We start from the raw sequence: 24,527 nt of genomic DNA on the forward strand, positions 1-24,527 counted from the left end.
TGCGTTACCACGGCTTACGAGGCCGTTACGCCATGACAGACTCTGAAGTAAAGGCGCCAAAAATCGAATTTCCCTGCGCGGATTACCCCATCAAGGTAATCGGCGACACCGGCGTGGGGTTCAAGGACAAGATCATCGCGATCCTTGAAAAACATGCCACCGTTGACCACAAGACCCTGGCCGAGCGCCAGAGTACCAACGGCAAGTACACGACGATCCAGTTGCACATCATTGCCACCGGTCAGGAACAGCTCTACGACATCAACAGCGAGCTGCGAGCGACCGGTTTCGTGCACATGGTGTTGTGATGCCGGGCACGCTGGGCTTTCGCGAGCTGGGCACGATGGCCTACGAGCCGGTCTGGCATGCCATGCAACGCTTCACGAACGAACGCGGTACCACCGCCGACGATGAAGTCTGGCTGGTGGAACACCCGCCGGTGTTCACCCAGGGCCAGGCCGGCAAGGCCGAGCACCTGTTGCTGCCGGGGGATATCCCGGTGGTGAAGGTCGACCGGGGCGGGCAGGTGACCTACCATGGCCCTGGCCAGCTGGTCGCCTACCTGTTGCTGGATGTGCGCAAGCTGGGGTTTGGCGTGCGCGAGCTGGTCACCCGCATGGAAACGTGCCTGATCGAGCTGCTGGCCAGCTACGGTGTGACGGCGGCGGCCAAGCCGGATGCGCCGGGTGTCTACGTCGATGGGGCGAAAATCGCCTCCCTCGGCTTGCGGATCCGCCATGGCTGTTCGTTTCATGGCCTGGCGCTGAACGTGGACATGGACCTGGCGCCATTCCGACGGATTAATCCCTGTGGTTACGCGGGACTGGCGATGACCCAGTTGAGCGAGCACGCAGGATCGATTGAATTTGCCGAGGTAAGTGCCCGGCTGCGCGCGCAGCTCGTCAAACACCTCGACTATGCTGAGCAGACGACCCTCACGGGCGGAATCGACTGATATGACTACTGATGCAGTGCAAACCATGATCCCGACGCTGGACGTCACCGAGCGTCCGGCCCCGCGTGCCAAGGTAGAGGCCGGCGTCAAGCTGCGCGGCGCCGAGAAGGTTGCACGCATCCCGGTCAAGATCATCCCCACCACCGAACTGCCGAAGAAACCCGACTGGATCCGCGTGCGCATCCCGGTTTCCCCGGAAGTCGACCGCATCAAGGCCTTGCTGCGCAAGCACAAGCTGCACAGCGTTTGCGAGGAAGCGTCCTGCCCGAACCTGGGCGAGTGCTTCTCCGGCGGCACCGCCACGTTCATGATCATGGGCGACATCTGCACCCGTCGTTGTCCGTTCTGTGACGTCGGCCACGGCCGTCCGAAGCCCTTGGACACCAACGAGCCGGAAAGCCTGGCCATCGCTATTGCCGACCTGAAGCTCAAGTACGTGGTCATCACCTCGGTGGACCGTGACGATCTGCGTGACGGCGGTGCCCAGCACTTTGCCGACTGCATCCGCGAGATCCGCAAGCTGTCGCCGAACGTACAGTTGGAAACCCTGGTGCCCGATTACCGTGGCCGCATGGACATCGCCCTGGAAATCACCGCCGCCGAGCCGCCGGATGTGTTCAACCACAACCTGGAAACCGTGCCGCGCCTGTACAAGGCCGCGCGTCCGGGGTCGGATTACCAGTGGTCGCTGACCTTGCTGCAGCGCTTCAAGCAGATGATGCCGCACATTCCGACCAAGTCCGGCTTGATGCTGGGCCTGGGTGAGACGGATGAGGAAGTTATCGAGGTCATGAAGCGCATGCGTGAGCATGACATCGATATGCTGACCTTGGGGCAGTACTTGCAGCCGTCCCGTAGTCACTTGCCGGTGCAGCGTTTTGTGCACCCGGATACCTTTGCCTGGTTTGCTGAGGAAGGGTACAAGATGGGCTTCAAGAACGTGGCCTCGGGGCCGTTGGTGCGATCTTCGTATCATGCGGATGAGCAGGCTAAGTTGGTCAAGGCTGAGCTTTTGGGTTCCTGATTTAGCGGTTTTTTGGTGGTGGGTTGGTGTGAATATCCGTTTCTTCGGTAACGGCTACTTAGGGTTCCGCCCTTACGGCGGGTCACTTTTGAAGAGCGCAAAAGTAACCAAAACGCTTTTGCCCCACCACTCGGCACCTCGCCTAGGCTCGGTGTGCCCTCACTCCGGCATTGCTCCGTGGGCCGCCGCGAAGGGCCCTCCATGGCCCAGCGCGGCTACCTCGGCATCCATGCCGAGGTTCGCGAAAGCGGAGGATCAGTTTGCGATGATGTTGGCTGTGCTGACGTCATCGCGAGCAAGCTCGCTCCCACAGGTTTTTGTGTTGTGTGCAGATGCTGTGATCACCCGCAAGTCCATGTGGGGGCGGGCTTGCTCGCGAAAGCGGAGTATCAGTTTGTGGTGATGTTGGCTGTGCTGACGTCATCGCGAGCAGGCTCGCTCCCACAGGTTTTTGTGTCGTGCGTAGAGGCTGTGATCACCCGCAAGTCCATGTGGGAGCGGGCTTGCTCGCGGAAGCGGAGTATCAGTTTGCGATGATGTTGGCTGTGCTGACGTCATCGCGAGCAAGCTCGCTCCCACAGGTTTTTGTGTCGTGCGTAGAGGCTGTGATCACCCGCAAGTCCATGTGGGAGCGGGCTTGCTCGCGGAAGCGGAGTATCAGTTTGCGATGATGTTGGCTGTGCTGACGTCATCGCGAGCAGGCTCGCTCCCACAGGTTTTTGTGTCGTGCGTAGAGGCTGTGATCACCCGCAAGTCCATGTGGGAGCGGGCTTGCTCGCGGAAGCGGAGTATCAGTTTGCGATGATGTTGGCTGTGCTGACGTCATCGCGAGCAAGCTCGCTCCCACAGGTTTTTGTGTCGTGCGTAGATGCTGTGATCACCCGCAAGTCAATGTGGGAGCGAGCTTGCTCGCGATGGCGGTGGTTCAGTTACATAGATGCTGGATGTGTCGCGCTCTTGCTTTGCTTTGCTTTGCTTTGCTTTGCTTTGCTTTGGATCTTGATCTTGATCTTGATCTTGATCTAGGCGCCCCGTTAAACCACGCTGGCCGAACGCAGGCATTGCGTAGTGGGCATCCCGGCATGGATGCCGGGATAGCCGCGCTGGGCCATGGATGGCCCTTCGCGGCGGCCCACGGAGCAATGCCTTCGTTCGGGCATGCCGAGCCTAGGCGAGGCACCGAGTGGTGGGGCAAGAGCGTTTTGCTTACTTTTGCGCTTTTCAAAAGTGAGCCGCCGTAAGGGCGGAACCATAAGTGGCCGTTACACAAAAAACGGATATACACACAAGCCGACAAAGCGGGAAACGCATGGACCTAACCCCACATCACCCTGTCCCAGCTCTCCCATCCGAAGGCCTGATCGCCGTGATCGCCCCCGCCGGCCCGGCCCCCCTGGACACGGAAAAAGCCATCCAATGGATGCGCGCCCGAGGCCACGAGCTGCGAATACTCCCAGGCGTCTACGAAAAAAACGGCTACCTCGCCGGCAGCGACGAAATACGCCTCAACGACCTGCACACCGCCTTCGCCGACCCAGAAGTAACCGCGATCATCTGCCTACGCGGTGGCTACGGCACACCACGCCTGCTGGATCGCATCGACTTCGACCTCCTGCGACGCAACCCCAAGCCATTCGTAGGCTACAGCGACATCACCGCCCTGCACCTGGCCATCAGCCGTTACGCAGGCTTCGTGACCTTCCACGGCCCGCTGCTCAACGCCGATCTGCTGGGCGACAAGGAACCCCCAACCGTCACCTCGTTTTTCAGCCTGCTGCGTGGACAGTTGAAGGCCGGCAGTGAGCTGAACCACCCCGCAGCCTACCCATTGACTACCGTCGAGCCAGGTATCGCCCACGGACGTCTGCTGGGCGGCAACCTGTCGATCATTGCCGCGACCATGGGCACGCCTTATCAGATCGACGCCGAAGGGGTGATCCTGTTCATCGAAGACGTCAACGAGCCGCTGTATCGCATCGACCGACTGCTGACCCAACTGCGCCTGGCCGGCACGTTGGCACAGCTGCGCGGTGTGTTGGTGGGGGACGTGGCCGGGGTCGACGTCGAGGCGTTGAACGGGCTGCTCAAGCAGACTTTCGCGCCATTGCGCATTCCGGTGCTGTCCGGTTGGCGCAGTGGGCATTGCGATCCGAACCTGACCTTGCCCATGGGGGCGTTGGTGACGCTGGATGCGGGGGAGAAGAGGTTGGTGTTGGAGCAGGATGTGGTGGTCAGTCGCTAGTCATGTAGCGCTTGGGAGTCAGCCATCGCGAGCAAGCTCGCTCCCACAGGTTGATTGGGAACACCTGTGGGAGCGAGCTTGCTCGCGATAGCGGCAGTCGCCAATAAGGCGAATCAGCGGTTACGCAACGCCTCCAGCAACTGCTGCGTCGGATACCCATCCGCCGGCCAGCCGAACGACTGCTGGGCGCTGCGGATGGCCTTGCGGGTGTTGGCGCCGATGATGCCGTCGGGGTTGCCCGCGTCGTAGTTGTGCTTGCCCAGCAGGGTTTGCAGTTCGATGCGTTCGCTGCGGCTCAGGGGCAGGTCTTCCTTGGGCCACTGGCCGTAGATCAGCCCGCCGTCGGTAAAGCGCTTTGACAACAGCCCGACCGCCAAGGCATAGGACGACGAGTTGTTGTACTTGAGGATGGCACGGAAGTTATCGAAGATCAGGAACGCCGGGCCGCGATGGCCGGCCGGCAGCAGCAGGGACGCCGATAGCTGCTTGTCATCCGGGGCGATCGGCAAGCCGCCATATTCTGAAACCCCCAGCCGGATCCATTCGGAGACGGGCTTGCGGATCGTGCCATCGGCCAGCGTGTAGTCGAAGCCCTCGGCAAGATCGACCTCGAACCCCCACGGCTGGCCACGTTGCCAGCCGGAGCTTTGCAGGTAATGCGCAGTCGAGGCCAGGGCATCGGTGGAGCTGCCCCAGATGTCGCGGCGGCCGTCGCCGTCGAAATCCACCGCGTGGGTGTTGTATGTGGTGGGAATGAATTGGGTCTGGCCCATGGCGCCGGCCCAGGAGCCGAGCATTTTTTCCGGTGTGATATCGCCCTGTTGCAGGATTTGCAGCGCGGCGATCAATTGCGCATGGGCGAAGCCCGGGCGTCGTCCTTCGTAGGCCAGGGTCGCCAGGGAGTTGATCACCGACTTGCTACCCTGGAACTGGCCAAAGTTGCTCTCCATGCCCCACACCGCCACCAGCGCTTCGCGATCGACGCCATAACGCTGTTCGATGCTTTGCAGGACCTGGGCGTTCTGCTGGATCAGGCTCTTGCCTTTGTTGACCCGCAGTGGCGACAGCGCGCCATCGAGGTATTCCCACACGGGGCGGGTGAATTCCGGCTGGCTGCGGTCGGCCTTGATCACGCTCATGTCCGGGCTGACGCCGACAAACGCACGGTCGAACAAATCGGCGCGGATCCCGGCGGCCAGGGCTTCCTTGCGAAACCCGGCCTGCCATTCAGCGAAGGTCTGGGTGGGGGCAATGGCCAGGTCATCACCGGTGGGCACCACGGGCGGCACGATGGCCGGAGCGGTCACGGCGGGAACGGTCTGGAGCGGTTGGGCGTCGGCGGCGGTAGGTTTTTCGGCGCAGGCGACAAGCAGGACAACGCTTGCGGCAACAATCATTTGGCGCAGTGGCCAACGATGGGAAAGACAGAAGGGCATGCACGGGTCCAGAAATACAAATCAGGTGCTGACCTTAACATGCGAAAGGGGCGTAGGGCTTGTCCGAGTGTTTCAAGCGGCCAGAAAGCAAGAAGCCTCCCAGTTGTCAGACTGGAAGGCTTCGCGGCGGTAGCTGCCTTTGCCCTTGGCGGGTCGTTCCTGGCGGCTGCGGAACAGGGGCTGGGCGACGATGGACTTGGCCTTGTTGGGGCCATGCCTGGATGGCTTTTTGCTCATGATGGGATCTCTCGTGGGGATGGTTTTGCGGGGCAAATCATGGGACAGAGTTGGGGTGTTGTCCAGTCCCTGCATGCGAGAGAAATTGTCGCCTGAAATAAAGCTTTCGTGGCGAGGGAGCTTGCTCCCGCTGGGCTGCGAAGCAGACCCAAAAAACAGGGCCGCTTCGCGCCCCAGCGGGAGCAAGCTCCCTCGCCGCAAAAAACTCTGGTCTGAAGAGTGTGTTTACTCGGCAGGTAGGGGCAACCGTTGACCGGCCATCAACAACGACAACCGACTCAGGCTCATCCACGGCGAGCCGGCGGCCTGGCCCTTGATCTGCGCATCGATGCGCTGGGCTTCGAGCAGCAATTGCGCCCAGCGCGGTGCCGAATAGCGTTGCAGGGCCTTGCTCATCAGGGGTTTGCGCTTGTCCCAGACGGGCGGGCGGGCCTGGCTGAAGGCCTTGTCCAGCGGTACGCCCTGGCTGTATTGCAGGGACAGGTTGGCCAGCAGGCGCAACTCCCGGGCCAGGGCCCAGAGGATCACCGGCGGCTCGACGCCTTCGCCCCGCAGGCCTTCGAGCATGCGCAGGGCATGGGCGGCTTCACCGTTGAGGATCGCATCGGTCAGGCCGAAGACATCGAAGCGCGCACTGTCGGCCACGGCAGCCTGCACTGTTTCTACGGTGATCTGCCCGCCTTCGGCCATCAGCTTGAGTTTTTCGATTTCCTGGGCGGCGGCCAGCAGGTTGCCTTCGACCCGGGCGGCAATCAACTCCACCGCGTCCTGGCTGGCCGAGAGACCGGCCTGGGACAGGCGTTGGCGGATCCAGCTGGGCAACTGGCTGACATCCACCGGCCAGATCTGCACGAACTGGGTCTGCTGGCCTTCGACCAGGGCCTTGCCCCATTTGGTCTTCTGCGCGCTGCCGTCGAGTTTCGGCAAGCTGATGAGCAGCACCGTGTCCTCGGCCGGGCGTGAGCAATATTCGATCAGCGCAGCGGCGCCCTTGTCCCCGGGTTTGCCGGAGGGCAAGCGCAGTTCCAGCAGGCGTTTTTCGGCGAACAACGACATGCTCGCCCCGGCCTGCAGCAGCGTGCCCCAGTCGAAACTGGCGTCGGCGGCGAAGACTTGGCGCTCGTCGAAACCTTGCTGGCGTGCGGCAGTGCGGATGGCGTCGGCGGCTTCCTGGCACAGCAGCGGGTCATCGCCACTGATGATGTAGACCGGCGCAAGGGCGCCTTGCAGGTGTTTGCCGAGTTGGGCGGGAGCGAGCTTCATAAGAGAAAGCGAGCGGGGCGCCGGAGCGCCCCGCAAGGCTTATTCAGCCGGGATCTGCATCGGCGACTGTTGCGGGGTTTCCGCTTCAGCCTTGCGCGCCGCTTCCAGGGCTTCGGCTTCGGCCTTGGCCTTGGCGTTGGCGGTCTGTTGCAGCTGGTCCAGTTGGGCCGGGCTCAGCTGTTGCAGGCGCAGCATCATCCTTTGTACGAGCTCGCGACGCATTTCGCCGCGCACTTCGATGGATTCCTGGTCGGAACCGGTGATGTTGTTGCCGTCGTGCAGGTAGACCTTTTGCACCTGGAGCTTGTCGTCCAGCAGTGTCAGGTCGTTCTGGCCGTGGATCTCATAGTTCAGCACGTTGGTCAGTTCGTACTCGGCCGAACGACCGGCGCCGGCGTAGCTCAGGCTGCGCTGGCTTTGCTGTTCACTGGCCAGCACCAGCTTGTACGGTGCGCCGTTGTAGACTTTCACACCGCTGTTCTCCAGGGTCTGGCGCAGCATTTTCACGGTTTCGCCATAGGTGTCCCGTGCGCTGAGGTCCAGTTCCTTGATCGCCAGCTCGGTGGTGCCGGTGCCGCGCAGTTGGAAGCCGCAGGCGCTCAACAGGACCGCCAGGCCCACTACCAGCAGATTACGTTTGATCATCTTGTTGCTCCCCTTGAACCCTATGGGGGTCGACCATGCGACCCCGCAGGTTGTATTCGGCGCCAGGCTTGAGCCTCGCGCCCGATCCAATTAGCTTGCGACGATGTTGACCAGCTTGCCGGGCACGACGATCACTTTGCGAATCGTCAGGCCATCGACAAAGCGCAGCACGTTTTCATTGGCCCGCGCAGCGGCTTCGACTTCTTCACGTGTGGCGGCGGCCGGCATTTCGATCTGGCCGCGCAGCTTGCCGTTGACCTGGATGACCAGGGTCAGGCTGTCCTGCACCAGCGCGGTTTCGTCCACCACCGGCCAGCGAGCGTCAATCACCGGGTCGGCGTGACCCAGTCGATTCCACAGCTCGTGGCTGATGTGCGGGGTGATCGGCGCCAGCAGCAGCGTCACGGCTTCCAGGCCTTCGTGAATCAGCGCGCGATCCTGCTCGGTGCCTTGCGCGGCTTTTTCCAGCACGTTCATCAGCGTCATCACCTGGGCGATGGCAGTGTTGAATTTGTGGTTCTGGCCGACGTCATGGCTGGCCTGCTTGATGGCCAGGTGAATCGAGCGACGAACGGCTTTCTGCTCGTCGTTCAGGCCGGCGACGTCCAGTTTGCCCGGCAGGCCCTGGGTGACGTGGGCTTGGGCCAGGCGCCAGACGCGCTTGAGGAAGCGGTGCGAGCCCTCGACGCCCGAGTCGGACCATTCCGCGCTCATGTCAGGTGGCGAGGCGAACATCATGAACAGGCGGCAGGTGTCCGCGCCGAACTGGTCGATCATTGATTGTGGGTCGACGCCGTTGTTCTTCGACTTGGCCATTTTCTCGGTGCCGCCGATTTCCACCGGCAGGCCGTCGGCGATCAGCTTGGCGCTGATGACCTTGGCCTTGCTGTCGCGTTCGAGTTCGACGTCGCTCGGGTTGAACCAGGTGTAGGCACCGTTGGCTTCGCGACGATAGTAAGTCTCGGCGATCACCATGCCTTGGGTCAGCAGGTTCTTGAACGGCTCGTTGGAACTCACCAGGCCTTCGTCACGCATCAGCTTGTGGAAGAAGCGTGCATAGAGCAGGTGGAGAATGGCGTGTTCGATGCCGCCGATGTATTGGTCCACCGGCAACCAGTGGTCGGCCGCGGATTTTTCCACCAGGCCGCCTTCATAGTGCGGCGAGGCGTAGCGCGCGTAATACCAGGAGGACTCGACGAAGGTGTCCATGGTGTCGGTTTCACGCTTGGCCGGTGCGCCGCATTTCGGGCAGCTGCATTCGTAGAACTCGGGCATGCGCGCCAGGGGCGAGCCGGCACCGTCGGGCACGACGTCTTCTGGCAGGACCACGGGCAGTTGGTCTTCCGGCACCGGTACGTCACCGCAGGTGTCGCAATGCACGATCGGGATCGGGCAGCCCCAGTAGCGCTGGCGGCTGATGCCCCAGTCCCGCAGGCGGAACTGGGTGCGCGAGGCACCGAGGTTCTTCTTGATCAGGGCGACTTCGATGGCATCGAATGCACCTGGGAAGTCCAGGCCGTTGAACTCGCCGGAGTTGATCAGTTCGCCGTGTTCGCCATAGGCGTCCTGCCAAGGTGCCGGAGTCTGGTCGCCGGCGCTGGTGCGCACCACCGGTTTGATCGGCAGGTTGTACTTGTGGGCGAATTCGAAATCACGCTCGTCGTGGGCCGGCACGGCCATCACGGCGCCGTCGCCGTAGTGCATCAGCACGTAGTTGGCGACCCACACCGGCAGCTTCTCGCCGGTGAGCGGGTGCTCGACGAACAACGACGTCGCCAGGCCTTTCTTCTCTTGAGTGGCGACATCGGCTTCGGCGACGCTGCCGCCCTTGCATTCGGCGATGAACGCCTGCAGCTCGGGGTTGTTCTGTGCCGCCAGGGTGGCCAGCGGATGCTCGGCGGCCACGGCCACATAGGTGGCGCCCATCAGCGTGTCCGGACGGGTGGTGAAGACTTTCAGGGTGCCGGCTTCGCCAATGGAGGCGACGTCATACGGGAACTGCACTTCCATGCCCCGGGACTTGCCGATCCAGTTGCGCTGCATGGTCTTGACCTGCTCGGGCCAACCGGTCAGCTCGTCGAGACTCTCCAGGAGTTCATCCGCGTAGGCGGTGATCTTGAAGTAGTACATCGGGATCTCGCGCTTTTCGATCAGCGCGCCGGAGCGCCAGCCGCGGCCGTCGATCACTTGTTCGTTGGCCAGTACGGTCTGGTCCACCGGGTCCCAGTTCACGGTGCCGTTCTTGCGGTAGATCACGCCTTTTTCGAACAGGCGGGTGAACAGCCATTGTTCCCAGCGGTAGTAGTCCGGCTTGCAGGTGGTCACTTCGCGGGACCAGTCCACCGCCAGGCCCAGGCTGCGCAGCTGGGTCTTCATGTAGGCGATGTTTTCGTAGGTCCACTTGGCGGGGGCCACGTTGTTCTTCATCGCGGCGTTTTCCGCCGGCATGCCGAAGGCGTCCCAACCCATGGGTTGCAGGACGTTCTTGCCTTGCATGCGCTGGTAGCGGGAGATCACGTCGCCGATGGTGTAGTTGCGCACGTGCCCCATGTGTAGCTTGCCGCTGGGGTAAGGGAACATCGACAGGCAGTAGTAAGTCTCCTTGCCTGGCTGTTCACTGACTTCAAAGGACTTTTGCTCGTCCCAGAACGACTGGGCGGCGGCTTCGATTTCACGGGGCTGGTAGTGTTCGTGCATGGCTACTTTTGTACTGAATGGGGTGGCCCAATCCTCTTCGTGGCCATACTGGACGCAGACGACGCCGAATGCGGCGTTTTCGATGCCCAGCCAAGCTGGAAGTGGAGTTACAGGAAGCGCCGTAGCATACATGACCGCGCTCTACCGAGGGAAACCCTGATTGCGTGCTGGTCATCGACGATCGCTGGCGCGAACCCGTGTTCAGGGCCGTTGGTCGCGGCGCCCTGCCGGTTTGCCCAGCGAAGCTAAGCTTCTCAATGGGGAGTGAGTCTTATCTTCAATGAGGTGAGGGATGGTTGAATCACAACGAAAAGTCGCTACACCTGAGTTGTATGAAAAACTGATCGATCGTCTCGGGGTGGCCCTGGACGCTGCAAGAACCGCCGGCCGCTTGCGGGATGAGCGTCCGGTAGAGCTGGAGCTGCGTGGCTTGAGCCCCGCAGAGTTCGAACTGGTCGAGGCTTACCTCGAACAGGCCGGACATCAACCCCCCGCCAGTGGGGCCCAGGTAATCAAGCGTCTCGATGCGCCCCGTTCGGCCAAGGTTGTATGGCTCAAGGACCGGACGCCTGACAAGGATGCTGTAAAGGTCCGGTCACTGCAGTTCAAGTAACGCCGGATTCACGCGTGTCGCTTTTTTTGATTCAAGGTTTTTTCGAATCTGTTGTCGCTTTGCGTCAACCCACCTAGGCTTCGGGCATCTATGGAGATGCCCGATGCCGTTTCGCTATTTCATCAAACAACTTTTATTGCCGCCCGGCATTCTTTTGCTGTTGTTGGCGCTTGCCTGGTGGTGGCGCCATTCGCGGCCGCGCCTGGCTCGCCTGTGTTTTGCCGTCGGTCTGGGGGGCTTCTGGCTGATGAGCCTGCCGGTGGTGGTGCAGTGGAGTGCCAAGGCACTGGAGCGTGAACCGCCGTTGCTGCGCAGTGAATGGGCGACCCTGGCCCAGCGTGCCGACGCCATCGTGGTGCTGGGTTCCGGTCGCGAGCGCGGTGACCTGGCCTGGGGTTCCGACCAGCCCACCGGTGTCGGCCTCGAACGCCAGCGTTATGCGGCGCGACTGGCCAAGGCTTCGGGCTTGCCCGTGCTGACGACCGGCGGCTTGCACTATGGCACTCCACCCAGTGAAGCGAAGTTGATGGCCGATTCGATGCGGGACGACTTCGGCGTCACCGTACGCTGGCAGGAAGCGCGCAGCCGTACGACCTGGGAAAACGCCCAGATGAGCGCCGAGATCCTGCTGCCGGAAAATATAAAGCGCATTGTGGTGGTCACCCAGGCCTGGCACATGCCGCGTGCGGTCTGGAGTTTCGAGCGCTCAGGATTTGAAGTGGTGCCGGCGCCTGTCGGCTTCCTGGGCCCGGACAACGCCCGGCCACTGGGCGGCTGGATGCCGGAGTTCAAGTCGATCTGGCAGTCCGGGCAGTTGATGAATGAGGCGATGGGGTTGTTGGGGTATTTGGTGTTTTATCGCTGAGCATACGAAATGTGTGGGCTGAACATAGTTGTGGCGAGGGAGCTTGCTCCCGCTGGGCTGCGCAGCGGCCCCAAAATTTCTGGGAGCGCTTCGCACTCCAGCGGGAGCAAGCTCCCTCGCCACAAGTGCTTCCAAAAGGCTTTAAACCGTCTTGGCCATCCGGCTCGCCACCAATGCCCAGCCCAACAGCAACACACAAAAAATGATCAGCGGCCACGAGCGCCATTGCAGGTACGGGGTCAGGTTGTGCATCGGCACCACTTCGCCATAGAGGATGCCGCGCTCGAATTGCGGGATCTGTGCGGTGATCTGGCCAAAGGGGTTGATCAGGCCGGTCACGCCATTGTTGGTGGCGCGGATCATCCAGCGGCCGGCTTCCAGGGCGCGCATCTGGGCCATTTGCAGGTGTTGCAGCGGGCCGATCGAGGTGCCGAACCAGGTGTCGTTGCTGATGGTCAGCAGCAGGTCGCTGCGCGCCGAGAGGCTGGCGGCGAATTCCGGGTAGACCACTTCATAGCAGATGAACGGGGCGATCTGGTAACCCTTGGCTTGCAGCAACGGCTGGTCGACCGGCCCCCGGGCGAAGTCCGACATGGGCAGGTCGAAGAAGGCGATCAGGCCGCGCAGGATGTCTTGTAGCGGCACGTATTCGCCAAAAGGTACGAGTTTTTGCTTCAGGTAGGTACCGTCACCTTCGCCGGTCACGGTGATGCCGTTGTAGTAACGCTTCTCGTGATGCACCAATTGGCGAATCGGCACGCCGGTAATCAACGCCGACTGCCGCTCGGCGGCGAAGTTGCCCATCATGTCCAGGTAGCCCTGGGCGGACTCCTTGAGCACCGGCACCGCGGTTTCCGGCCAGATCAGCAGGTCGACGCGCTTGGAGGCGAAGCTCATGTCGCGGTACAGCGCCAACTGCGCGTTGAGCTGTTCGGGGTCCCACTTCATGCTTTGTTCGATGTTGCCCTGGATCGCCGCGACGCTCAGCGGGTCGCCCGAGGGGCTGGTCCAGGCATGCCCCTTGAGTGCCATGCCGGCCACCCACGGGCCGATCAACAGCAGCACGCCCGCGGCAATAAAGCCTTTGCGGGCGCCGCGGATCAGCCGCGGCGCGTTGTACAGCAGCGCGGCGGTCAGGGCCAGGGTGAAGGAGATCAGCCACATCCCGCCCAGCGGCGCGAGGCCGGCCAGGGGACCGTCGAGCTGGCTGTAACCGGAATACAGCCACGGGAACCCGGTGAGGAACCAGCCGCGGAAGGCTTCCTGGCCCAACCACAGCGCGGCGAATGCCAGGGCATCGGCCAAGGGCGCCTCGTTGCGGCGCAGCCAGCGCGCCCACAGCCAGGCGGGCAGGGCGAAGAACCAGGCGATGGCGGCGATGAACAGCAGCATCAACAGCCCGGCGAGCAGCACCGAGGCGCCGCCGAAGTTATGGATGCTGACGTAGATCCAACTGGTGCCGGCGCCAAACAGGCCAAAACCGAAACACCAGCCACGGCCCAAGGCCTGGCGTGGCGAAAGCTCGCGCAGTCCGGCATAGAACAAGCCGACCGCCAGCAATGCCAGCGGCCAGAGGTCGAACGGTGCCAGGGCCAGGGTGGTGATCGCACCGGCCGCCACGGCCAGCAGGTTACCGGGCCAGCCGGGGCGGGTTATCCAGCGCATGTGTATCCTTAGCGGGTCTCGCAGGGGTTATCGGCCAATGGGTGACAGGCGCAGCAGGTGAATCCGGCGGCTGTCGGCATTGAGGATGCGGAAGCGCCAGGAGCCGATTTCCGTGGTTTCGTTGCGCTTGGGCAGGTGCCCGAAAGCACTCATCACCAAGCCGCCGACGGTGTCGAACTCATCGTCGGAGAATTGGCTGTCGAAGAATTCGTTGAAGTTCTCGATCGGCGTCAGAGCCTTGATCAGGAAGTCACCGCTGGGCAGCGGCTTGATGTAGCTGTCTTCCTCGACATCGTGCTCGTCCTCGATGTCGCCGACGATCTGCTCGAGGACGTCTTCGATGGTGACCAGGCCGGCCACGCCGCCGTATTCGTCGATGACGATGGCCATGTGGTTGTGGTTGGCGCGGAATTCCCGCAGCAGCACGTTCAGGCGCTTGGACTCGGGCACGAAGGTGGCCGGGCGCAGCAGGTCCTTGATGTTGAAGCTGTCGCCGTTCTCCTGAAGGATCAGCGGCAGCAGGTCCTTGGCCAGCAGTACGCCCATGACGTCGTCATGGCTCTCGCCAACGACCGGGTAGCGCGAGTGAGCGGAGTCGACCACGGCGGGCAGGAATTCACGCGGGGTCTGGGTCGCCTTGATGCTGACCATTTGCGAGCGCGGGACCATGATGTCCCGCACTTGCAGGTCAGCGACCTGGATGGCGCCTTCGACGATGGCCAGCGCTTCGCTGTCCAGCAGTTTGTTCTGGTGTGCATCGCGCAGCAGCTCCAGCAGCTCCTGGCGGTTTTTCGGCTCATGGGCAAAAGCCTGGGTGAGCTTGCCCAGCCATGACTTCTGCCCGTTGCTCGATCGATCTTCGCTCATAGCGATTACTCTGAATCCTTTGTCGTTACAGTTGATGTATCAGTGTTCGTCGCCGGCGTAGGGGTCGGGATGACCCAGCTCTGCAAGCAACGTTCGTTCCAGTGCTTCCATTTCTTCGGCTTCGTCATCTTCTATATGGTCGTAACCCAGTAGATGCAAGCAGCCGTGAATCACCAGATGGGCCCAGTGGGCCTCGGGGGTCTTGTCTTGTTCCGCCGCTTCACGCTCCACCACCGGGACGCAGATCACCAGGTCGCCCAGCAGCGGGATGTCGAGCAGCTCGTCGGGAACGTCGGCGGGGAACGACAGCACGTTGGTGGCGTAGTCTTTCTGCCGCCAGGTATGGTTCAGCTCGCGGCCTTCGGGCTCGTCCACCAGGCGGATCGTCAGCTCCGAGTCGGCGCTGCGCTGGCGCAGGGCCAGTTCGCACCATTGGCGGAACTGGGCTTCGCTGGGGGCGGCGTGTTCGCAGGCCACTTGCAGGTCGAGTTCAAGCATTGTGGCGATTGCCTTTGCCTTCGGTCGTGTCGTCGGCCTCGCGATTCTCGAAGCGCTCGTAGGCTTCGACAATGCGCTGGACCAACGGATGGCGCACGACGTCCTTGGGCATGAAGTGCGTGAAGCTGATGCCTGGCACGTCCTTGAGGACCTGTATCACATGGTTCAGCCCGGACTTGGTGCCACGGGGCAGGTCGACCTGGGTGATGTCCCCGGTGATGACGGCGGTGGAGCCGAAGCCGATCCGGGTCAGGAACATTTTCATCTGCTCGACCGTGGTGTTCTGGCTTTCGTCGAGGATGATGAAGCTGTTGTTCAGGGTACGACCGCGCATGTAGGCCAGCGGCGCGACCTCGATGACCTGGCGCTCGATCAGCTTGGCGACGTATTCGAAGCCGAGCATTTCATACAGCGCGTCATAGAGCGGGCGCAGGTACGGGTCGATCTTCTGGGCCAGGTCGCCGGGCAGGAAGCCGAGTTTTTCACCCGCTTCGACCGCCGGTCGCACCAGCAGGATGCGCCGTACCTGTTCGCGCTCCAGCGCATCGACGGCGCAGGCCACGGCCAGGTAGGTCTTGCCGGTACCGGCCGGGCCGATGCCGAAGTTGATGTCGTTGCCCAGGATTTCCTTTACGTAGCGCTGCTGATTCAAGCCGCGCGGGCGAATCATGCCTTTTTTCGTGCGCAGGGCCACGGCAGGTTCCGACGGGGCGTGGTTGTCGAGTTCTTCGACAGCCGATTCCTGCAGGAACAGGTGGACCGTATCCGGCGACAGCTCGCTCCCCTTGGTTTCCCGGTAGAGACGGCGCAGCAGGTTTTCCGCGGAGGTGGTGTGCTTGGGTTCGCCGATCAGCTCGAACTGGTTTCCGCGGTTGCGGATCTCGATGGCCAGGCGCTGTTCGATCAAGCGCAGGTGCTCGTCGAATTGCCCGCACAGATTGGCGAAGCGGCGAGCCTCAAAGGGCTCGAGAATAAAGCGATGTGGTTCGATGGGTGCGTTCAAGGTCGTTTTTAGCCGCCCAGGGGCAATTGAGATGAAACCAAGGATAGCGCCAGTAGGCTGGGTGCGAAAGCTCTTAAACAGGCGAATCCGATCACAAGGCTTGGCACGATTCACTGTGGGAGCGAGCTTGCTCGCGATGGGGGCCTCACATTCAACATGAGAATTGACTGCCATGCCGCTATCGCGAGCAAGCTCGCTCCCACAGGAAGTGTGGGGTTACTGGATCAGCGAACCCCGCAGGGAGTGCGGTTGCGCGGCGTCGATGTGCACATCGGCGAACTGGCCGATCAGGGCCGGGGTGTCGCAACGGAAATTGACGATACGGTTGTTTTCGGTACGTCCTTGCAGCTCGCCGGGGTCTTTTTTCGAATAATCGGTCACCAGAATTCGCTGGACGGAACCGACCATTTGTCGGCTGATCTCGAAGCCTTGCTGGTTGAGGCGATGCTGCAAGGCGTTGAGCCGTTCTTTTTTCAGTTCTTCCGGGGTGTCGTCCGCCAGGTCGGCCGCCGGGGTTCCAGGGCGCTGGCTGTAGACGAAGGAATAGGAGAAGTCGAAGCCCACGTCTTCGATCAGCTTCATGGTCTGCTGGAAGTCTTTCTCGGTTTCACCGGGGAAACCAACGATAAAGTCCGAGCTGATGCAGATGCCCGGCACTGCCGCGCGCAACTTGCGCAACTTGGATTTGTACTCCAGCGCCGTGTGGTTGCGCTTCATGGCCGCGAGGATCCGGTCGGAACCCGATTGCACCGGCAAATGCAGGTGCTTGACCAGCTCGGGAACCTCGGCGTGGGCCTGGATCAGGCTGTCGGAGAACTCCAGTGGATGGGACGTGGTGTAGCGGATACGGTCGATGCCGTCCACCGCCGCCACCACGCGGATCAGCTCGGCGAGGTCCGCCAGGCGCCCGTCATGGGTCAGGCCGCGATAGCCGTTGACGTTCTGCCCCAGCAGGGTCACTTCGCGCACGCCGTTTTCGGCCAGGTGGATGATCTCGGCGATCACGTCGTCGAACGGTCGGCTGACTTCCTCGCCGCGGGTATAGGGCACCACGCAGAACGTGCAGTACTTGCTGCAGCCTTCCATCACCGACACATAGGCGCTTGGGCCGTCGATGCGCGGTTCGGGCAGGTGGTCGAACTTTTCGATTTCCGGAAACGAGACATCCACTTGCGGCAGCTTGGTCGCGCGCGCGGCGTCGATCATCTCCGGCAGACGGTGCAAGGTCTGCGGGCCGAAGACCACGTCCACGTACGGAGCACGATCGCGAATGGCCGCGCCTTCCTGGCTGGCCACGCAACCGCCCACGGCGATGACCATTTCCGGGTTGGCCAGCTTCAGCTCGCGCCAGCGGCCCAGTTGGGAATACACCCGGTCCTGGGCGCGCTCGCGGATCGAGCAAGTATTGAGCAGGATCACGTCCGCGTCTTCGGCGCGGGCGGTGACTTCCAGGGCCTGGTGTTCACCCAGCAGATCGACCATGCGCGAGCTGTCGTACTCGTTCATCTGGCAACCGTGGGTTTCGATGTAAAGCTTCTTGGCCATGGACGGAGTCATCACGTGATTCAAAGAACCGCGCATTATAGGGAACAAGTCCCCCGGTTCCTACCGCTGTGCGAGCAGTGGCTATGCTATAGTTCGCGCCCTCATTTTTACCCGCCGATGTGTTTCGCCAGCCATGACCAAACGTGAAGCTCCAATCTACAAGGTGATTTTCCTTAACCAGGGCCAGGTGTTCGAAATGTACGCCAAGCAGATCTATCAAAGTGATCTGTGGGGCTTCCTGGAAGTGGAAGAGTTCGTCTTTGGCGAGCGCACGCAAGTGGTCGTCGATCCGAGCGAAGAAAAGCTCAAGGCGCAGTTCGAAGGCGTGGTGCGCAGTTTCGTACCGATGCATTCGATCGTGCGCATCGACGAAGTCGAACGCCTGGGCACGCCGAAAATCAGCGAAGCCCGCGGTGCGGTTGGCAACGTGATGCCGTTTCCGATGCCGATGCCTGAGAAGTAAGACTCAAGACCGAGGTGCTTCCAATCGCGAGCAAGCTCGCTCCCACACTGGATTGTCGATGCTCGCAAACTTGTGCGCACAGAGAACCCATGTGGGAGCGAGCTTGCTCGCGATTAGGCCATCAAGGCCGAAGCAATAGTCAGGGCAGCGGCGAAAAAGGCGTACGCCCATCGGCGTTCTGCAATTCCATCAGGTATTTGCGAAAGATCTGGCCCAGCACCTGGGTCGCCACTTCCAACTCGTCGCGGGGCATCTGCTCGGCGACTTCGTCGGCGGTGTCCAGGGCTTCTTCGGCGCCATTGACCGCGGCCATCTTCAAGACGATGTAGGCCTGGACGTTGTTGGCCGGCACGCCTTCACCATGGAAGAACATGCCGCCGAGCTTGAATTGCGCCTGGGCATGGCCTTGCAGCGAGGCTTTTTCGAAGTAGTTGAGGGCCTGCTTGAGGTCGCGGGGTGCAGCCTTGCCTTCGTAGTAGAACTCGCCCAACTCGTATTGCGCTTGTGCATCACCTGCGTCCGCCGCTTTCTGACAGGCGTCGAGTGCCGGTGCGAGATCTTGTGGCTGGGTATTGAGCGTGCAACGGCCCAGCGCCGGGATCAACAACGAGTTGCCGCCTGCCTGTGCATTCGCCAGCAGCGGCTGAAGGAGCAACAGGCAGCCCAAGGCAAGGGTGCGGCCGGTGCGGTTCATGGGAATCGACTTACCTCTGAGGGGCGCGCGGACCCTCCGGGGGATCCAATAAGCGCGCATTATGAAATAAGCGGGGCCATCCTTACAAAGTCTTTACTCGTTTTTCTGCTGCACGGGAATGCTAATAGCAGCTTCGGGCATAAATACGTAGGAAAAGGGCGGGAGGTTGTCAGCAATCACTGACGCCAGCTTCAGCCAGCGTCAGTTATCCACAGGCTTACTTCAGTGCCGCGAAGGCCCGCTCGGCTGCATCGAGGGTGATCTTCAGCTCGGTCTCGCCATGGGCGATGGAGGTGAAGCCGGCTTCGAACGCACTCGGGGCCAGGTACACGCCGCCGTCGAGCATCAGGTGGAAGAAGCGCTTGAACCGGTCGGCATCGCTGGCCATGACGTCTTCGAAGGTGACGATGTCATCGGCGCCACTGAAATACAGGCCAAACATGCCGCCGGCCTGGGTGGTCACGAAGGGGATACCCGCCGCATCGGCGCGGATCTGCAGGCCGTCGAGCAGGCGAGTGGTGTAGTCGGTCAGTTCGGCGTGGAAGCCCGGGCGGCTGATCAGGCGCAGGGTGGTCAGGCCGGCGGCCATGGCCAACGGGTTGCCCGACAGCGTGCCGGCCTGGTAGACCGGGCCCAGCGGCGCGATGCATTCCATGATGGCGCGCTTGCCGCCGAAACAGCCGACCGGCATGCCGCCGCCGATGATCTTGCCGAAGGTGCTCAGGTCCGGCGTGACGCCGTAATGGGCCTGGGCGCCACCGAGGGCCACGCGGAAGCCGGTCATCACTTCATCGAAAATCAACACCACGCCATGCTGGTCGCACAGGCTGCGCAGGCCTTCGAGGAAACCCGGCGCCGGCGGCACGCAGTTCATGTTGCCGGCCACCGGCTCGACAATGATGCACGCCACTTCCTGGCCGACTTCGCCGAGCATTTTCTCGACTTCTTCGAGGTCGTTGAACGGCAGGGTCAGGGTGTGTTTGGCGAACGCCGCCGGCACACCGGCCGAGCTCGGCACGCCCTGGGTCAGTGCGCCGGAACCGGCCTTGACCAGCAGGCTGTCGGAGTGGCCGTGGTAGCAGCCTTCGAACTTGATGATGCTGTCGCGCCCGGTGTAGCCCCGCGCCAGGCGGATCGCACTCATGGTCGCCTCGGTGCCGGAGCTGACCATGCGCACCATTTCCATCGACGGCACGATCGAGCAGACCAGGTCGGCCATCTCGGTCTCCATCGCGGTCGGGGCGCCGTAGGACAGGCCGTGGACCAATTGCTTGCGCACCGCATCCAGCACGTCCGGATGGCTGTGGCCGAGGATCATCGGGCCCCAGGAACCGACGTAGTCCACATAGCGCTTGTCGTCTTCGTCGGTGACGTACGCGCCTTCGGCGTGCTTGAAGAACAGCGGGGTGCCGCCGACGCTCTTGAACGCACGGACAGGCGAGTTCACGCCGCCGGGGATGTGTTTCTGGGCGTTGGCAAACAGGGTTTCGGAACGGGACATGGTTGGGCTCTCGAAAACGAAAAATGGACTATTTGATCTGCAGCAGCTCGTTGAAGGCGCGGGCGCGGCGCGTCACTTCAGCGCTGCTGTCGGCGCCGAACAGACCGTGGACCACCGCCAGCAGGTCGACCCCGTGGGCCACCAGCGGGGCGGCGTTCTCCAGGGTGATGCCGCCGATGGCGCACACCGGAATATGCAGTTTGATGCGCGCCTGTTCGAGCAGTTCAAGGTTTGCGCTGGGGGCGCCGGGCTTGGTGTTGGAGTTGAAGAAGCGCCCGAACGCGACATAACTGGCGCCTTCGCTGGCGGCCTGTTCGGCCAGGGCCAGGCTGGCGTGGCAGGTGGAGCCGACGATCGCCTTGTGCCCGAGCAGCGCCCGCACCGGCGCCAGCGGGCCATCGGTCTGGCCCAGGTGCACACCGACGCCCAGGCGCGCGGCCAGTTCGGCGTCGTCGTTGATGATCAATTGGGTCTTGTAGCGCTCGCACAGGTTGCGCAGGGCTTCGGCCTCGCGCAGGCGGCGGGCTTCGTCGCTGCTTTTGTCGCGGTATTGCAGCAGGGTCACGCCACCTTCCAGCGCCGCTTCGACATAAGCGAGGAACTTGCCGGCCAGCAATTGGCTATCGGTGATGGCGTACAGGCCACGTAATTTCATTCCACAGGCCTCCGGTGCTACGAGCAGAAATCCAGCGGCAGGCGACGCGGCACGAACTGGCCTTTGCCCAGTTGTTCGGCATCGCGCAAGGTGCGCCAGGTGTAATCCAGTGCTGTCTTGACGGCGCTGGCGAGTTGTTCGCCCTGGGCCAGCCGACCGGCCAGGGCGCTGGCCAGGGTGCAGCCGGAACCGTGGTAGCTGCCGGGCAAGCGCTGGCAGGTAAAGGTTTCACGGCGGCCATCGCGGCTGTAGAGGCGATTATGGACTTCATGTTCGTCGCCGTGACCGCCGGTGATCAACAGGTGTTTGACGAAGGGCAGCAGTTTTTCCGCGCACTCGTCGGCGCTGCCCTCGGGCAGTTCGGCGAGGATGCGTGCTTCAGGCAGGTTGGGGGTGGCGATGATGGCCAGGGGCAGCAGGCGTTCGCGCATGGCGTAGCCGACTTCATCCTTGCCCAGGCGCCCGCCACCGCCGGCGCGCAGCACCGGGTCGCAGACCATCGGCAGATGCGGGTGGGCCTGGAGCAGTTCGACCACCGTGTCGACCATTTCCAGTGAGCCGAGCATCCCCAGCTTGACCGCCGCTACCGGCGAATCGTTGAGCACGGCATTGGCTTGCGCCAGCACCCACTCGCGATCGAGCACGCGGAAATCGCTGACGTTGACGGTGTCTTGCACGGTCAATGCGGTAACGGCCGGGGCGGCATGACAGCCCTGGGCGAGCAGGGCTTCGATATCTGCCTGCAAACCGGCGCCACCACTGGGGTCGTGGCCGGAGAGACAGAGGACAACGGGGCGAGAGCTGTAGATATTCATGGTGCGCGAGCTTACCACCAAACCTGTTTTATCGGTGGTGGGAGTCAGAGGATTTGTACGCTGCCTGTGATGGCAAGGCCCGGCTCATCGTGGCGAGGGATCTTGCTCCCGCTGAGGTGCGAAGCGCCTCCCGATAACAGGCGGCCGCTTCGCGCCCGAGCGGGAGCAAGCTCCCTCGCCACGGTGAGTCATCGTTCAAGATTCCTGTCTGACCAAAGCAACAGCTCTATCTCAATGCTTTGCTCTGAAACGCCCGTTCTAGAGCCTTCTGTAGAAAAAATTTCAATGGTGCAAATTGGCCATCAGCGGCTATGCTAGAGATGGATCCAACACATAACAGGTAATGCCGGTTTTACGTCTACTCAGGGAATGGGGGGCTTCCTGACTCAACCGGACAGGCCACGCTGGGGCTTAAATGCGCTATTTGCTGATGTTACTGCTGTGCTTGTCCCCTCTGGCAAGTGCCCTGGAATTCGATGAATTCACCCAAAGCCTACCCTTGGGCCATGCCTTGCAAGTGTTCGAGGACGCGGGCGGCACGGCCACCCTGGATGAGGTTCTGGCCCAGTCCGCATCGGGTGCGTTCAAGCCCCACGACAAAGCCACGTTGAACGCCGGTTACTCGCGATCAGCCTTCTGGTTGAAAATCGACCTGCACTATCGCCCCGGCAATCCGGACGCCCAGCGCACCTGGCTGCTGGAGCTGGCATACCCGCCGCTGGACCACCTCGACTTGTACCTGCCCGACGCGGCGGGGACCTATCGGCTGGTTCGCCAGACCGGTGATGCGTTGCCGTTCGCCAGCCGCGAGATCCGCCAGAACAATTACCTGTTCAGCCTGGCGTTCAAACCCGAACAGCAACAGACCGTCTATTTGCGCCTGCAAAGCCAGGGTTCGATCCAGGCGCCGTTGACGCTGTGGTCGAGCACCGCGTACCTCGAGCAACAGCCGGTGCGCCTGTATGTGCTGGGCATCATCTATGGCGTGCTGCTGGGGATGCTGGTGTACAACCTGTTCATCTACCTGAGCGTGCGCGATACCAGCTACCTCTATTACATTTTCTACATCGCCTCGTTCGGCCTGTACCAATTGTCGGTCAACGGTGCCGCCGTGGAGTACTTCTGGCCGGACAACCCCTGGTGGGCCAACGCCGCGACGCCGTTCTTCATTGGCTGCGCGGGTCTGTTTGGCAGCCAGTTCGCCCGCAGCTTCCTGCAAACCGCCCAGCATGGCCGCTGGATGGACCGCATGCTGCTGGCACTGATCGGCTACAGCGCCGTGGTCATCAGCCTGTCGCTGATGACCAGCTATGCCCTGGCCCTGCGCCTGGCGACGGCGTTGGCGCTGGTGTTCACGGTGGCGATCTTTGCCGCGGGGTTGTTCGCCTGGTGGCGTGGCCTGCGGGTGGCGCGCTATTTCATCATTGCCTGGTCGGCGTTTCTGCTGGGGGGCATCATCAATACCTTGATGGTGCTGGGCTACCTGCCGAACGTCTTCCTGACCATGTACGCCAGCCAGATCGGCTCTGCCATCGAAGTGGCGCTGTTGTCCCTGGCCTTGGCCGACCGCATCAATGCCATGCGCGAACAGCAGGCCCAGACCCTGTTGGACGCCGGGCAGAAGCTCGAAGTGCTCAACCAGCAACTGGCCCACGGCAACAAACTCAAGGACGAATTCCTCGCCACCTTGACCCACGAACTGCGCACGCCGATGAATGGTGTGATCGGTTCCCTGGAGTTGATGGAAACCGTCGAGATGGACGAGGAGCTGACCCAGTATCAACAGACCGCCGCCGGGTCGGCGCGGGACATGATGCGCATGGTCAATGGCATCCTCACTCTCACGGAGTTGCAGGCCGGCAAGCTCAAGGTCTATCCGGCGCCGTTCAGCCTGCGAGGGGTGATCGATGCGCTGCAGGTGCAGTTCGGCGCCAATGCCGCGGCCAAGGGCCTGGACTTCAAGGTCGACGTGTCCCCGGGCCTGGCGGACCGGTTGATCGGCGACAGCGGCAAACTGGCCCAATGCCTGGAGTGCTTGCTGGACAACGCGATCAAGTTCACCCGGTTGGGCGGCCTGGCGCTGCGTGTCAGCGGTCGGCCGACGGAGCTCGATCGGCTGGTGTTGTCCTTTGCCGTCATCGACACCGGGATCGGCTTTACCGACCTGGGGGAAGCGACCTTGTACCAGCGCTTCTTCCAGCTCGACGGCTCGATGACCCGCGAATATGGCGGTCTCGGCGTGGGCCTGGCCATCTGTCGGCAATTGGTGGAGCTGCTGGGCGGGCGCCTGACCCACACTTCCGAGCCCGGTCGCGGCAGCCGGTTCCAGTTGGACGTGGAGTTTGACGTGGCCTTGCCGGCGGCGGTCCCGACGCCGTTTTCCTTCGGTGGCCGCCAGGGCTCGCGCCAGCCCCAGGATTGCACGGTGCTGCTGGCGGATGACAACAACATCGATCAGTTGGTCATGCGTGGCATGTTGCTCAAGTTGGGTTATCGGGTGCGCACCGCCGACAGTGGCCGCGCCGCGCTGGATCTGCTGCACGGCGAGCGCTTTGACGCGGTGCTGCTCGATTGCCAGTCGCCGCCGCTGGACGGTGTGTCGGTCTGCTGCCAGATCCGCGCGTTGTCTGGCTGCGAAGAGCTGCCGGTACTGGTGGTCAGCCCGAACCTGGGGCAGGAGCGCTGTCCCTCGGGCGCGTTGATCGACTACCTGAGCAAACCGGTGAAATTCGAGGCATTGCAGGCCACGCTCCAGCGTCGGGTGCTTTGCCCGAGGCAGGGTGAAAGCGCCGATATTTAGGCATATATGACACTTTGTTCGGCCTGGAGGCGGTGCTTAACTGA

Annotated in this window: 22 protein-coding genes; 8 read left to right on the plus strand and 14 right to left on the minus strand. The window is 62.3% G+C overall.

Translation table 11 applies throughout. The features are described from left to right. The first annotated feature begins 32 nt into the window (after positions 1–32). The 4 genes from J4E63_RS00805 (at position 33) to J4E63_RS00820 (ending at position 4,221) form a co-directional block, all read left to right on the plus strand. Positions 33–308 (plus strand): DUF493 domain-containing protein, encoded by a 276-nt coding sequence (locus J4E63_RS00805; protein ID WP_053125656.1) that lies wholly within the window; start codon positions 33–35, stop codon positions 306–308. Continuing rightward, on the plus strand, positions 308–955 hold the full coding sequence (gene lipB, locus J4E63_RS00810; protein ID WP_003205887.1) for a lipoyl(octanoyl) transferase LipB: 648 nt from the start codon (positions 308–310) through the stop codon (positions 953–955). The genes J4E63_RS00805 and lipB overlap by 1 nt, the downstream gene beginning before the upstream one ends. A 1-nt stretch (position 956) precedes the next feature. Next, positions 957–1,979: a lipoyl synthase gene (gene lipA / locus J4E63_RS00815; protein WP_014340371.1), complete on the plus strand. Its 1,023-nt coding sequence runs from the start codon at positions 957–959 to the stop codon at positions 1,977–1,979. Between the two features lie 1,309 nt (positions 1,980–3,288). Continuing rightward, positions 3,289–4,221, plus strand: coding sequence for an LD-carboxypeptidase (locus tag J4E63_RS00820; RefSeq protein ID WP_207280692.1), 933 nt, complete (start codon positions 3,289–3,291; stop codon positions 4,219–4,221). A 113-nt stretch (positions 4,222–4,334) separates the two neighbouring features. Here J4E63_RS00820 and J4E63_RS00825 read toward each other — a convergent pair whose 3' ends face one another. The 5 genes from J4E63_RS00825 to leuS all read right to left on the minus strand — a co-directional run bounded on the left by J4E63_RS00825 (position 4,335) and on the right by leuS (position 10,499). After that, on the minus strand, positions 4,335–5,657 hold the full coding sequence (locus J4E63_RS00825; protein WP_207280699.1) for a lytic murein transglycosylase: 1,323 nt from the start codon (positions 5,655–5,657) through the stop codon (positions 4,335–4,337). 72 nt (positions 5,658–5,729) lie between these two features. Next, complete coding sequence (gene arfA, locus J4E63_RS00830) at positions 5,730–5,894, minus strand: alternative ribosome rescue factor ArfA (protein ID WP_030140368.1); 165 nt, start codon at positions 5,892–5,894, stop codon at positions 5,730–5,732. Positions 5,895–6,119: 225 nt separating this feature from the next. Beyond that, positions 6,120–7,157: a DNA polymerase III subunit delta gene (holA, locus tag J4E63_RS00835; RefSeq protein WP_207280701.1), complete on the minus strand. Its 1,038-nt coding sequence runs from the start codon at positions 7,155–7,157 to the stop codon at positions 6,120–6,122. Positions 7,158–7,196: 39 nt separating this feature from the next. Continuing rightward, entirely contained in the window at positions 7,197–7,802 is a 606-nt protein-coding gene (gene lptE / locus J4E63_RS00840) for an LPS assembly lipoprotein LptE (RefSeq protein ID WP_207280702.1), read from the minus strand. A gap of 90 nt (positions 7,803–7,892) precedes the next feature. Then, positions 7,893–10,499: a leucine--tRNA ligase gene (leuS, locus tag J4E63_RS00845; protein ID WP_207280704.1), complete on the minus strand. Its 2,607-nt coding sequence runs from the start codon at positions 10,497–10,499 to the stop codon at positions 7,893–7,895. Between the two features lie 292 nt (positions 10,500–10,791). Here leuS and J4E63_RS00850 point away from each other — a divergent pair, with 292 nt between their 5' ends. After that, complete coding sequence (locus J4E63_RS00850; protein WP_092205537.1) at positions 10,792–11,112, plus strand: hypothetical protein; 321 nt, start codon at positions 10,792–10,794, stop codon at positions 11,110–11,112. 103 nt (positions 11,113–11,215) lie between these two features. Beyond that, complete coding sequence (locus J4E63_RS00855) at positions 11,216–11,977, plus strand: YdcF family protein (protein WP_207280705.1); 762 nt, start codon at positions 11,216–11,218, stop codon at positions 11,975–11,977. A gap of 141 nt (positions 11,978–12,118) precedes the next feature. On the opposite strand, the gene lnt is transcribed toward J4E63_RS00855, so the two are convergent. From lnt to miaB, 5 genes are all read right to left on the minus strand, one after another. Then, positions 12,119–13,642, minus strand: coding sequence for an apolipoprotein N-acyltransferase (gene lnt, locus J4E63_RS00860; RefSeq protein WP_207280706.1), 1,524 nt, complete (start codon positions 13,640–13,642; stop codon positions 12,119–12,121). Between the two features lie 27 nt (positions 13,643–13,669). Beyond that, positions 13,670–14,509, minus strand: a complete 840-nt coding sequence (locus J4E63_RS00865; RefSeq protein ID WP_003205870.1) for an HlyC/CorC family transporter — start codon at positions 14,507–14,509, stop codon at positions 13,670–13,672. 39 nt (positions 14,510–14,548) lie between these two features. Further along, on the minus strand, positions 14,549–15,007 hold the full coding sequence (gene ybeY / locus J4E63_RS00870) for an rRNA maturation RNase YbeY (RefSeq protein WP_003205868.1): 459 nt from the start codon (positions 15,005–15,007) through the stop codon (positions 14,549–14,551). Then, entirely contained in the window at positions 15,000–16,010 is a 1,011-nt protein-coding gene (locus J4E63_RS00875; protein WP_060740491.1) for a PhoH family protein, read from the minus strand. The genes ybeY and J4E63_RS00875 overlap by 8 nt, the downstream gene beginning before the upstream one ends. Positions 16,011–16,226: 216 nt before the next feature. After that, positions 16,227–17,555, minus strand: a complete 1,329-nt coding sequence (gene miaB, locus J4E63_RS00880) for a tRNA (N6-isopentenyl adenosine(37)-C2)-methylthiotransferase MiaB (RefSeq protein ID WP_060740492.1) — start codon at positions 17,553–17,555, stop codon at positions 16,227–16,229. A gap of 133 nt (positions 17,556–17,688) precedes the next feature. Between miaB and J4E63_RS00885 the strand changes: the two genes are divergently transcribed. Further along, positions 17,689–18,018, plus strand: a complete 330-nt coding sequence (locus J4E63_RS00885) for a DUF1820 family protein (RefSeq protein WP_003185742.1) — start codon at positions 17,689–17,691, stop codon at positions 18,016–18,018. A gap of 139 nt (positions 18,019–18,157) precedes the next feature. Here the strand turns inward: J4E63_RS00885 and J4E63_RS00890 are convergent, their stop codons facing one another. From J4E63_RS00890 to J4E63_RS00905, 4 genes are all read right to left on the minus strand, one after another. After that, positions 18,158–18,712, minus strand: coding sequence for a tetratricopeptide repeat protein (locus tag J4E63_RS00890; protein ID WP_053188388.1), 555 nt, complete (start codon positions 18,710–18,712; stop codon positions 18,158–18,160). A gap of 217 nt (positions 18,713–18,929) precedes the next feature. Then, entirely contained in the window at positions 18,930–20,213 is a 1,284-nt protein-coding gene (hemL, locus tag J4E63_RS00895; protein ID WP_060740493.1) for a glutamate-1-semialdehyde 2,1-aminomutase, read from the minus strand. A 28-nt stretch (positions 20,214–20,241) separates the two neighbouring features. Continuing rightward, complete coding sequence (thiE, locus tag J4E63_RS00900; RefSeq protein WP_060740494.1) at positions 20,242–20,868, minus strand: thiamine phosphate synthase; 627 nt, start codon at positions 20,866–20,868, stop codon at positions 20,242–20,244. Positions 20,869–20,885: 17 nt separating this feature from the next. Continuing rightward, entirely contained in the window at positions 20,886–21,683 is a 798-nt protein-coding gene (locus J4E63_RS00905; protein ID WP_060740495.1) for a hydroxymethylpyrimidine/phosphomethylpyrimidine kinase, read from the minus strand. Positions 21,684–22,098: 415 nt separating this feature from the next. Here J4E63_RS00905 and J4E63_RS00910 point away from each other — a divergent pair, with 415 nt between their 5' ends. Continuing rightward, positions 22,099–24,483 carry a hybrid sensor histidine kinase/response regulator gene (locus J4E63_RS00910; RefSeq protein WP_207280707.1) on the plus strand — a complete coding sequence of 795 codons (2,385 nt, stop codon included), beginning with the start codon at positions 22,099–22,101 and terminating at the stop codon, positions 24,481–24,483. Positions 24,484–24,527 lie beyond the last annotated feature (44 nt).

Source organism: Pseudomonas sp. FW300-N2F2 (genome assembly GCF_017351655.1).
GTDB lineage: Bacteria > Pseudomonadota > Gammaproteobacteria > Pseudomonadales > Pseudomonadaceae > Aquipseudomonas > Aquipseudomonas fluorescens_AA.